The sequence below is a fragment of the Citrobacter sp. genome, from assembly GCF_050252275.1.
GTDB lineage: Bacteria > Pseudomonadota > Gammaproteobacteria > Enterobacterales > Enterobacteriaceae > Citrobacter_A > Citrobacter_A amalonaticus.
Genome location: NZ_JBFWLF010000168.1, coordinates 1 through 10,065, shown reverse-complemented (window position 1 = coordinate 10,065; position 10,065 = coordinate 1). Strand labels below are relative to the sequence as shown.

Genomic DNA, 10,065 nt, shown 5'->3' with positions numbered 1-10,065 from the left:
TTCAAGTTTGGCGACATGAATATTTTCCATCGTCATCTGAGTCCGGATGGCAGCGGCCCGGCGTTATTCAGCCTGGCGAATATGGTTAACCCGGGTACGTTTGATCCAGAAATGGTCGACTTCACCACGCCGGGCGTGACCATCTTTATGCAGGTGCCGTCTTACGGCGATGAACTGCAGAACTTCAAACTGATGCTGCAATCCGCACAGCATATTGCCGATGAAGTCGGTGGTGTGGTGCTCGACGATCAGCGTCGGATGATGACGCCGCAAAAATTGCGCGAGTATCAGGACCGTATCCGCGAAGTGAAAGACGCGAACGCCTGATACACTCAAGGCACGACAACTTCCTTTCTGAACCCCCGCCTGTCGGGGGTTTTTTATCATTGATGGTGCGATATGGAATCAATCGAACAACAACTGACCGAACTGCGAACCACGCTTCGCCATCATGAGTATCTTTACCATGTGATGGATGCGCCGGAAATCCCCGATGCAGAATATGACCGCCTGATGCGTGAGCTGCGTGAACTGGAAGCGCAACACCCGGAGCTGATTACTCCGGACTCTCCGACCCAGCGCGTGGGCGCTGCGCCGCTGGCGTCTTTCAGCCAGATTCGTCATGAAGTGCCGATGTTGTCGCTGGACAACGTCTTTGATGAGGAGAGTTTCCTGGCGTTTAACAAGCGCGTGCAGGACCGTCTTAAGAGTAGCGACAAGCTCACCTGGTGCTGTGAGCTGAAACTGGACGGTCTGGCGGTCAGCATTCTCTATGAAAACGGGGTGCTGGTGAGTGCAGCGACGCGTGGTGATGGTACGACCGGTGAGGACATTACCTCAAACGTGCGGACTATTCGCGCCATTCCGCTGAAACTCCACGGCGATAACATTCCGACGCGTCTGGAAGTGCGAGGCGAAGTTTTCCTGCCGCAGGCGGGTTTTGAAAAGATCAATGAAGATGCTCGCCGCACGGGCGGAAAGCTGTTTGCTAACCCGCGTAATGCGGCGGCGGGCTCGCTGCGCCAGCTCGATCCGCGTATCACCGCGAAGCGACCACTCACTTTCTTCTGCTATGGCGTTGGCGTGCTGGAAGGCGGCGAACTGCCTGATACTCATCTGGGGCGTCTGCTGCAATTCAAAGCATGGGGGTTGCCGGTCAGCGATCGCGTGACGCTGTGTGACTCGCCGGAAGCGGTGCTGGCGTTTTACCACAAGGTGGAAGAGGACCGTCCGACGCTGGGTTTCGACATCGATGGGGTGGTGATTAAGGTCAACTCGATGGCGCTACAGGAGCAACTGGGTTTCGTCGCACGTGCGCCGCGCTGGGCGGTGGCCTTTAAATTCCCGGCGCAGGAACAGATGACCTTTGTTCGTGACGTGGAGTTCCAGGTCGGACGCACCGGAGCAATTACTCCCGTTGCGCGTCTTGAACCGGTACAGGTCGCGGGTGTGCTGGTGAGTAACGCCACGCTGCATAATGCCGATGAAATCGAACGTCTTGGCCTGCGCATTGGCGATAAGGTGGTAATTCGCCGTGCTGGCGATGTTATTCCGCAGGTGGTCAACGTGGTGCTTTCCGAACGTCCGGACGACACGCGTCCGGTAGCATTTCCGACGCATTGCCCGGTATGCGGTTCAGACGTTGAGCGCGTGGAAGGTGAAGCGGTTGCTCGCTGTACCGGCGGTTTGATTTGCGGCGCGCAGCGTAAAGAATCGCTCAAGCATTTTGTGTCTCGTCGGGCGATGGACGTGGACGGCATGGGCGACAAAATTATCGACCAACTGGTCGAGAAAGAGTATGTCCACACGCCGGCGGACCTGTTTCGTCTGACCGCCGGGAAACTGACCGGTCTCGACCGAATGGGGCCGAAGTCGGCGCAAAACGTGGTGGAGGCGCTGGAAAAATCGAAATCGACCACCTTTGCGCGCTTCCTGTATGCACTCGGTATCCGGGAAGTTGGAGAGGCTACGGCCGCCGGTCTGGCCGCTTACTTCGGTACTCTGGAAGCGCTGGAAGCGGCGTCTATTGACGAGCTGCAAAAAGTCCCCGATGTGGGCATTGTGGTCGCCACCCATGTGTTCAATTTCTTTGCTGAAGAGAGCAATCGCGAAGTCATCGGGCAACTGCTGGGCGAAGGCGTTCACTGGCCTGCACCGGTGGTGATCAATGCGGAGGAGATTGACAGTCCATTTGCCGGGAAAACGGTAGTGCTGACGGGAAGCCTGAGCCAGATGTCGCGCGATGATGCTAAAGCGCGGCTGGTGGAGCTCGGCGCGAAAGTGGCGGGCAGCGTCTCGAAGAAGACCGATCTGGTTATTGCTGGCGAAGCGGCCGGTTCCAAACTGGCAAAAGCGCAGGAGCTGGGGATTGCAGTGATTGACGAAGCGGAAATGCTCCGCCTGCTGGGTGTCTGAGATGGAGAAAGAGCAGCTCGTTGAGATTGCCAACACGGTGATGCCGTTTGGTAAATATAAAGGGCGTCGGCTGATCGATGTGCCAGAAGAGTATCTGCTGTGGTTTGCCCGCAAGGATGAGTTTCCGGCGGGTAAACTGGGCGAGCTGATGCAAATTACGCTGCTAATCAAAACCGAAGGGCTGAGCCAGCTGGTTCAGCCCCTGAAGCGCCCGCTTTAAGCTTTGGCGGCGCGGCTGTCCTGCTGCGCCTGTAACTGTTCGGTCTGGCGCTTATAGCGGCGCGCCAGTACCGCACAGACCATCAACTGAATCTGGTGGAAGATCATCAGCGGCAGCACCATCATCCCAATGACGGACGTCGGGAAAAGGATGTTGGCCATGGGGACGCCGTTTGCCAGACTCTTTTTCGACCCGCAGAAAACAATCGTGATTTCGTCGGCTTTGTTGAAGCCGCATTTGCGCGCCACAACGATGTTTACAGCAATCACGATGGCGAGCAACACGATGCTGACCACGACGATAAACAGCAGCGATCCCCAGCCCACTTTGTGCCAGATCCCGTTCACGACGGCTTCGCTGAAGGCGGAATAAACCACCAGCAAAATTGACGTTTGATCGGTCTTCGCAATCCATTTTTTATTTCGTGCGACCCACTTGCCGATCCACGGGCGGGAAAGGTGTCCGAGCACAAACGGCAACAGCAGTTGCAGCATGATTTTCCCGACCTGCTCCAGACTGCCTTCTGCGCCATGAATATTCATCACCAGACCAACCAACAGCGGGGAGAGGAAAATCCCCAGCAGGCTGGAGGCTGAGGCTGAGCAGACCGCCGCCGCAACGTTTCCTCCCGCCAGCGACGTAAAGGCAATCGCCGACTGTACCGTAGCGGGCAAAATGCACAGATACTGAAAGCCGGTGTACAGCATCGGATCAACGTTGACCGGCGCCCACCAGGCAAACAATACGCCGAGCACCGGGAACAGAATGAAGGTGCTGCACATAACCCACAGGTGTAACCGCCAGTGACTGCCGCCCGCGATAATGGCTTCGCGCGATAGCTTTGCTCCGTGCATAAAGAACAGGAGCGCGATGGCCGCGGTGGTGATGCCTTCAACAACAGGCACAAAATCTCCCTCAGCGGGGAAAAATGAGGCCAGCAGGACGACCGTAATCAGGGTCAGCGTAAACGGATCGAGGATACGAAAAATATTCATAAATACTCCAGGAATTCGATGTCCTTATTTTGCGTTTTTCATTTTGAGAAATAAAATTGATTTATTGCATCTATATATGAATCGAATCGATGAATTATTCACTGCGTCAACTTCGGGTGTTTGTCACTGTAGCCCAGGAAAAAAGTTTTAGCCGTGCAGGCGAGTGCATTGGCCTGAGTCAGTCGGCAGTGAGCCACAGTATTAAAGAGCTAGAGCGCCAGACGGGCGTTAAACTGCTGGATCGCACGACGCGAGAAGTGGTGCTGACGGACGCCGGTCAACAACTGGCGGGTCGTCTGGAGCGACTGCTGGATGAGCTACACATCACGCTGCGTGAAGCGGGTAGGGTGGGCACGCAACTCACCGGGACGGTCCGCGTGGCGGCAAGCCAGACGATCTCCGCCCATCTCATTCCGCAGTGCATTGCGCAAAGTAACTTGCGCTATCCGGCGATCGATTTTGTCCTGCACGATCGACCGCAGCAGTGGGTACTGGAGAGTATCCGCCAGGGAGAAGTGGATTTTGGCATTGTGATTGATCCGGGGGCGGTGAGCGATCTGCAATGTGAAGCTGTGCTCTCCGAGCCTTTTCTCCTGCTTTGCCATGAGTCACACCCGCTGGCGACACGGGAATGGGTGAACTGGCAGGATCTCCGGGAGGAACGGCTGGTCTTACAGGATTATGCATCGGGGAGTCGACCGCTCATTGATGCAGCGCTCGCGCACTTTGCGATAGAGGCCAATATTGTGCAGGAGATTGGTCATCCGGCGACGCTGTTTCCGATGGTAGAAGCAGGAATAGGTATTAGCATTTTGCCTGCGCTGGCGTTACCGCTGCCCCAGGGGAGTCACTTGCAGGTGAAGCGTCTGACGCCAGTGGTGGAACGACAACTGATGCTGGCACGGCGCAAGAATCGCTCGCTGTCGACAGCAGCCCAGGCGCTGTGGGAAGTGGTCCGCACCCAGGCGAATGCATTAACAAATTTACGTGCGCAGGATCCACTTTATCAGATATAAACATCAATCTGATGGTCGTCGGAAGGATGATTAACGCCTTGCGCGTTTACCTGGGCTTGTTCCTGCTTTTGCTGAGCTTCTTCGGCCTGCTGGTGCTGTAACTGCGCCAGTTGTGCCTGCAACACTTTGATCTGTGTCTGGAGCATTTCTTGTTGTTTTTTCTTATCTTCCGTGCTGCCGGTGCTATCCGGCACCTCTTTGAGCTTCTGCGTCAGTTGGGTGATTTTCTCCACAATCTGGGCGATCTGCGCGGCGGTACTGTTACCTGAAGCGGTTTTTGCGCTACTCCCGCCGCTTTGAACGGAAGGGGTTGAGACGTTGATGGTGGTCATCGTGGTTTCCTTTTGTCATTAAACCTACGATATCGGCATAAAAAGACAGACCTTCAGTGCATCCTCCTATTTCTGGCAGGGACAATTAGCCTTCATACGTGCTTGCCGGGCCCAGGATTGATATACATTTGCTATCGATCATCCGGGAAAACTGTATTGGTAATCGATTGCGTACTCTCGCTATAACCATTACCTCCCTCACTCAATGAGTGACTAGCTGATTATAAGGACATCTCATGACCGACTCCCACTTTTCCCAGAATCCCTGGAACAGCGCTGATATTATCCGCGGCTATAAACCTGACTTCACGCCGCGCGTAGCTTTTATCCTTGGATCGGGTTTAGGCGCGCTGGCCGAGCAGATAGAAGATGCGGTGGCGATCTCTTACGAGAAGCTGCCTGGGTTCCCGGTGAGTACCGTTCACGGGCATGCCGGTGAGTTAGTGCTCGGTCATCTGGCCGGGGTTCCGGTCGCCTGTATGAAAGGACGCGGGCACTTCTACGAGGGTCGCGGCATGACCGTGATGACCGACGCTATTCGCACCATGAAGCTACTGGGTTGCGAACTGCTGTTCTGCACCAATGCGGCGGGGTCTCTGCGTCCGGAAGTGGGGCCAGGGAGTCTGGTGGCGCTGAGTGACCATATCAACACCATGCCGGGAACGCCGATGGTTGGGCCGAACGATGAACGCTTTGGTGAGCGTTTCTTCTCGCTGGCGAATGCCTATGATGCCGATTATCGTGCGATTTTACAGACCGTAGCTGCCGACGAGGGTTTTACGCTGAGCGAAGGCGTATTTGTTTCTTATCCGGGACCTAACTTTGAGACGGCCGCGGAGATTCGCATGATGCAGATTATTGGCGGCGATGTGGTGGGGATGTCGGTGGTACCTGAAGTTATCACCGCCCGCCACTGCGGACTGAAAGTGGTTGCCGTGTCGGCGATCACCAATCTGGCGGAAGGGCTGGGGGATGTGAAGCTCTCGCACGCGCAAACCCTGGCGGCGGCTGAACTTTCACGTCAGAACTTTATCGACCTGATTTGCGGGTTCCTGCGCAAACTGGCCTGAAACCGATAATAATAATGACCCCGCCAGCAGGCGGGGTTCGTACTCTACGGCAAGGAAGAAAAAAATGGGTATTGCGTCCCGATTAAAGATCATGTCGTTTATGCAATATTTTATTTGGGGAAGCTGGCTGGTCACCCTGGGTTCATACATGATTAACACCCTTCATTTTACCGGTGCCAACGTGGGTATGGTGTACAGCTCAAAAGGGCTGGCGGCGATTATTATGCCCGGCATTATGGGGATTATTGCGGACAAATGGCTGCGGGCAGAGCGTGCTTATATGCTTTGTCATCTGCTCTGTGCGGGCGCGCTGCTCTACGCGACGACGGTGACCGATCCGGACACCATGTTCTGGGTGATGTTGATCAATGCAATGGCCTTCATGCCGACGATTTCGCTTTCCAACAGTGTCTCTTATTCCTGTCTGGCGCAATCAGGGCAGGATCCGGTGACGGCATTTCCGCCTATTCGCGTTTTTGGCACGATTGGTTTTATCGTTGCGATGTGGACCGTCAGCCTGATGGGCCTGGAGCTGAGCAGTGCGCAACTGTACATTGCGTCTGGCGCATCGCTGCTACTGGCTGCCTACGCACTCACGCTGCCGAAAATTCCGGTCGCCGAGAAGAAAGCGAGCGCGTCGTTTGCCAGTAAGCTGGGGCTGGATGCGTTCGTGCTGTTTAAAAATCCGCGGATGGCGATTTTCTTTCTGTTTGCCATGATGCTGGGTGCAGTGCTGCAAATTACCAACGTTTTTGGTAACCCCTTCCTGCACGACTTTGCCCGCGATCCGCAGTTTGCCGACAGTTTTGTGGTGAAATACCCGTCCATCTTACTCTCTGTCTCGCAGATGGCGGAAGTCGGCTTTATTCTGACTATCCCGTTCTTCCTCAAACGCTTTGGCATCAAAACGGTCATGCTGATGAGCATGCTGGCGTGGACATTGCGCTTTGGCTTCTTTGCTTTTGGCGACCCGTCTCCACTCGGATTTGTTCTGCTGCTGATGTCGATGATTGTCTACGGTTGCGCATTCGATTTCTTCAACATTTCAGGCTCGGTCTTCGTTGAACAGAAAGTGGATTCGAAAATTCGTGCCAGTGCGCAGGGGCTGTTTATGACGATGGTCAATGGCGTCGGCGCGTGGGTTGGCTCCATCCTGAGCGGTATGGCGGTGGATTACTTCTCAGTGGATGGCGTGAAGGACTGGCAAACTATCTGGCTGGTCTTTGCGGCGTATGCCCTGGCGCTGGCGGTGATTTTTGCGCTGTGCTTTAAGTACAAGCATGAACCTGAAAAGCAGGCACAGCCCTCGCTGGCCCGTTAATCCCCCTTTGCGGCGGGCATATGTTGCCCGTCGTTCCTGTTCTGCGACGCAATGTGGTAATTTGGCGCATCAGTCCTCTCCCCAGGAGCGCATTACCCATGGAACGCACGCCTCGTATCGATCTCAAGTTACTGCGTTATTTTCTTGCTGTCGCCGAAGAGTTACATTTTGGACGCGCCGCCGCTCGTCTGAATATGTCGCAGCCTCCATTGAGTATTCATATTAAAGAGCTGGAACAGGAGCTCGGCACGCTGCTGTTTATCCGCCATTCGCGCAGCGTAGCGTTGACCCATGCAGGGAAAATCCTGATGGAAGAGTCACGACGTCTGCTTTCCAGCGCCAGCCAGGTGTTAGCACGCGTCGAACAGATCGGGCGCGGTGAGGCAGGGCGGATCGAACTGGGCGTGATCGGCACGGCGATGTGGGGAAAAATGCGCCCGGTAATGCGGCGATTCCTGAAGGACAATCCTAACGTTGAGGTGCTGTTTCGTGAAAATATGCCAGCGATGCAGATGGCCATGCTTGAGCGGCGTGAGCTTGACGCTGGCATCTGGCGAATGGCAACGGAACCGGCGCCTGGGTTTACCAGCTTGCGCTTGCATGAATCCTCTTTTCTGGTGGCGATGCCAGAAGAGCATGCGCTGACTGTGCGGGAGGCCGTACCATTAGAAGCCCTGCGCAATGAATACTTCGTCACCATGCCTTCGATTCACACTGACTGGGCATTCCTGCAACGCGTTTGCCAGAGTGCGGGGTTCTCTCCGATGATCATACGTGAAGTGATGGAACCGCAAACGGTACTGGCGATGATCAGTATGGGAATTGGCATTACGCTGATTGCCGACAGCTACGCGCAGATGAACTGGCCGGGTGTGGTGTTCCGTCCATTAGAAGAGCGTATTCCGGCTGATTTGTACATCGTGTATGACCAGCAACAGGCGACACCCGCACTGGAACACATGATTAATGCCTTAACGGCGTAACGGGTACATCGCGTACTTTTTTGCTTCAACGTACCCGAACCGATCCCCGTTGTGGTGCCAGGACGTCTGGCCGTAGACCAATCATTGTATAGCATCACCAAATGATCCTATGCGGTTGATGGTGACGCTGGGAATATATGTTTGAACCAATTTCCGCAAGGATTATTCACAATTTAGGTAAATGAAAATGTAGCAATGTATATGCGGAAGGTGAAATTTAAATTTGTTATTATTTATTGAATTTTTCCGTTCGGGGCGTATGCTGAAGTAAAATAAATGGAGGTTGTTATGTGCGAAAGGATATTAAGAAACGCTTCTTTTGATCATGAAGGCACTATTCTGAGAGACTGTCAGGAACGATTAGGGTTATCTTCTGGGGCTGATCCTATATTATTCAGATCGTTAACCTCCGGAGAGTTAAAACTGGCGCAAACTCTATTTAAGAATATCATCAACTACGACAGAGTAAAAATATATTGCGACCACAATCATTCAAGGTATCAATCTAAAGTAATAACCAATACCAGAAATGGTGAGATTCTTTTGAGTGTAAACGAGTATAAATCTGATTTTTCAGCCGATTATACAAACTTCCATGATTCTGTAAAATATCCTCATTTGTTTATATTTGCCATGTCTTTTGTCTGGCAATATTATCGGTATGACTCTTCTTTTCATGATAATACCTATGCATCAACACGCTGGGATTCATATCATCTTGATGAGCCTCATTTTATTTTTTACTCTATGGAGCAACAAGCGGCAATGATTGCTGATTACTGGTTATTGAAAAAATATGGACTTACGGAATATGAAAAGTTAAGTCAGTATCAAAAACATGGTCAAGTTGATTTTAGTATAAGAAAAGAGTTATTGGATAAATACCAATCTATTTTATGGATGCATATTCAAGCTGTGTAATGTTCCAGGTCCCCCACTAATCATAGTCTGCCGGCCATACCGTTTCACCACCTGTCCCCATCAGCGCCAGCGGCAGTCCACGATGGTCGCAGTGATACAGGTAAATTTCCGGTTCATGCAGCGGCTCCAGTTGCACCACTATCTCAACTATCTTCACTTACTGCGATTTTTTTTCGTCACGTAAGTTTTTGATAAGAGCATCAACATCATAATCAAAATTCAATGATTTTTTATATGCCGAATAATATCTTCGGATAAAAATTGATCAGGATCGAGAAATGCCAACCTAACTAATTTCATAAGTTCATCCTTGGGTGGATTTGCCTTTAGCCACCAATGAAATGCGCCATTCCGATCATGTTCCGAGCTTTCTTCATGCCCAACCGTATATCCGTTAAGTTGTTTTAAGAACAAAGAATCAGGATACATATCAAAATATAACCATTCCATTGGAAAGGACATTAACATCATAAAGTCTATCTTTTTCATAAAGAACCTTATTAAACAGGACCAGCATCAGTATATTGAATTTCGCCACCTAACCGCTGGTCGCAGTGGTAAAGATGGATTTTCCTTTGGGGTGTGTACTCCGGCTCCAGTTGCCCCGCCATCTGTGCAACCGTCAGCCCGCATCCCGCCAGCCACTGCCTGCTCTCTACACTTACCGCGTTGCGCCTCAGCTTACCCTCCAGCCTGTCCAGCATCGTCGTCAACGCAGCCGGAAGCTGCACCGCCTGACCGTCCTCGCTTCAGCCCCGCCAATTACTGCACACACTGCCAGGAGAAGAATAT

The 10,065-nt window shown here is 52.7% G+C and carries 12 protein-coding genes and 1 pseudogene; 8 read left to right on the top strand and 5 right to left on the bottom strand.

Going from position 1 to position 10,065, the window contains the following annotated elements; genetic code table 11:
• The 3 genes from zipA to AB7E14_RS14690 form a co-directional block, all read left to right on the top strand.
• Positions 1–327 (top strand): cell division protein ZipA (zipA, locus tag AB7E14_RS14700; protein WP_428169629.1); only part of this gene is annotated, 327 nt, incomplete at its 5' end.
• Positions 328–399: 72 nt separating this feature from the next.
• Positions 400–2,415 (top strand): NAD-dependent DNA ligase LigA, encoded by a 2,016-nt coding sequence (gene ligA, locus AB7E14_RS14695; protein ID WP_316962722.1) that lies wholly within the window; start codon positions 400–402, stop codon positions 2,413–2,415.
• Between the two features lies 1 nt (position 2,416).
• A complete protein-coding gene (locus tag AB7E14_RS14690; RefSeq protein WP_042317684.1) occupies positions 2,417–2,635 on the top strand; it encodes a DUF3820 family protein in 219 nt (72 codons plus the stop codon).
• On the opposite strand, the gene AB7E14_RS14685 is transcribed toward AB7E14_RS14690, so the two are convergent.
• A complete protein-coding gene (locus AB7E14_RS14685) occupies positions 2,632–3,630 on the bottom strand; it encodes a bile acid:sodium symporter family protein (protein ID WP_316962721.1) in 999 nt (332 codons plus the stop codon). The two genes, AB7E14_RS14690 and AB7E14_RS14685, sit on opposite strands and share 4 nt — an antisense overlap.
• A gap of 89 nt (positions 3,631–3,719) precedes the next feature.
• Here AB7E14_RS14685 and AB7E14_RS14680 point away from each other — a divergent pair, with 89 nt between their 5' ends.
• Complete coding sequence (locus tag AB7E14_RS14680; RefSeq protein WP_042999914.1) at positions 3,720–4,646, top strand: LysR family transcriptional regulator; 927 nt, start codon at positions 3,720–3,722, stop codon at positions 4,644–4,646.
• Here AB7E14_RS14680 and AB7E14_RS14675 read toward each other — a convergent pair.
• The gene (locus AB7E14_RS14675; RefSeq protein ID WP_316962720.1) at positions 4,637–4,978 is read right to left on the bottom strand and encodes a FlxA-like family protein; all 342 of its coding nucleotides are present in this window, start codon (positions 4,976–4,978) and stop codon (positions 4,637–4,639) included. The two genes, AB7E14_RS14680 and AB7E14_RS14675, sit on opposite strands and share 10 nt — an antisense overlap.
• A gap of 236 nt (positions 4,979–5,214) precedes the next feature.
• On the opposite strand from AB7E14_RS14675, the gene xapA reads away from it, so the two are divergent.
• The 4 genes from xapA (at position 5,215) to AB7E14_RS14655 (ending at position 9,273) form a co-directional block, all read left to right on the top strand.
• Positions 5,215–6,048: a xanthosine phosphorylase gene (xapA, locus tag AB7E14_RS14670; RefSeq protein WP_042999916.1), complete on the top strand. Its 834-nt coding sequence runs from the start codon at positions 5,215–5,217 to the stop codon at positions 6,046–6,048.
• 64 nt (positions 6,049–6,112) lie between these two features.
• A complete protein-coding gene (locus AB7E14_RS14665; protein WP_316962719.1) occupies positions 6,113–7,369 on the top strand; it encodes a nucleoside permease in 1,257 nt (418 codons plus the stop codon).
• Between the two features lie 98 nt (positions 7,370–7,467).
• Complete coding sequence (locus AB7E14_RS14660) at positions 7,468–8,352, top strand: LysR family transcriptional regulator (RefSeq protein WP_046402133.1); 885 nt, start codon at positions 7,468–7,470, stop codon at positions 8,350–8,352.
• A 276-nt stretch (positions 8,353–8,628) separates the two neighbouring features.
• Positions 8,629–9,273 carry a hypothetical protein gene (locus tag AB7E14_RS14655; RefSeq protein ID WP_316962718.1) on the top strand — a complete coding sequence of 215 codons (645 nt, stop codon included), beginning with the start codon at positions 8,629–8,631 and terminating at the stop codon, positions 9,271–9,273.
• 16 nt (positions 9,274–9,289) lie between these two features.
• Here AB7E14_RS14655 and AB7E14_RS14650 read toward each other — a convergent pair whose 3' ends face one another.
• The 3 genes and pseudogenes from AB7E14_RS14650 to AB7E14_RS14640 form a co-directional block, all read right to left on the bottom strand.
• Complete coding sequence (locus AB7E14_RS14650) at positions 9,290–9,430, bottom strand: RHS domain-containing protein (RefSeq protein WP_081048465.1); 141 nt, start codon at positions 9,428–9,430, stop codon at positions 9,290–9,292.
• Positions 9,431–9,492: 62 nt separating this feature from the next.
• The gene (locus tag AB7E14_RS14645) at positions 9,493–9,762 is read right to left on the bottom strand and encodes a hypothetical protein (protein ID WP_058586924.1); all 270 of its coding nucleotides are present in this window, start codon (positions 9,760–9,762) and stop codon (positions 9,493–9,495) included.
• A 53-nt stretch (positions 9,763–9,815) separates the two neighbouring features.
• Positions 9,816–10,022: pseudogene (locus tag AB7E14_RS14640) on the bottom strand (hypothetical protein); the annotation flags it as partial.
• Positions 10,023–10,065 lie beyond the last annotated feature (43 nt).

Coding starts and splice junctions, on each gene's coding strand:
- AB7E14_RS14685 (WP_316962721.1), bottom strand. CDS start 3,630: ATGAATATTTTTCGTATCCTCGATCCGTTTACGCTGACCCTGATTACG.
- ligA (WP_316962722.1), top strand. CDS start 400: ATGGAATCAATCGAACAACAACTGACCGAACTGCGAACCACGCTTCGC.
- AB7E14_RS14660 (WP_046402133.1), top strand. CDS start 7,468: ATGGAACGCACGCCTCGTATCGATCTCAAGTTACTGCGTTATTTTCTT.
- AB7E14_RS14675 (WP_316962720.1), bottom strand. CDS start 4,978: ATGACCACCATCAACGTCTCAACCCCTTCCGTTCAAAGCGGCGGGAGT.
- AB7E14_RS14665 (WP_316962719.1), top strand. CDS start 6,113: ATGGGTATTGCGTCCCGATTAAAGATCATGTCGTTTATGCAATATTTT.
- AB7E14_RS14645 (WP_058586924.1), bottom strand. CDS start 9,762: ATGAAAAAGATAGACTTTATGATGTTAATGTCCTTTCCAATGGAATGG.
- AB7E14_RS14690 (WP_042317684.1), top strand. CDS start 2,417: ATGGAGAAAGAGCAGCTCGTTGAGATTGCCAACACGGTGATGCCGTTT.
- AB7E14_RS14655 (WP_316962718.1), top strand. CDS start 8,629: ATGGAGGTTGTTATGTGCGAAAGGATATTAAGAAACGCTTCTTTTGAT.
- AB7E14_RS14680 (WP_042999914.1), top strand. CDS start 3,720: ATGAATTATTCACTGCGTCAACTTCGGGTGTTTGTCACTGTAGCCCAG.
- xapA (WP_042999916.1), top strand. CDS start 5,215: ATGACCGACTCCCACTTTTCCCAGAATCCCTGGAACAGCGCTGATATT.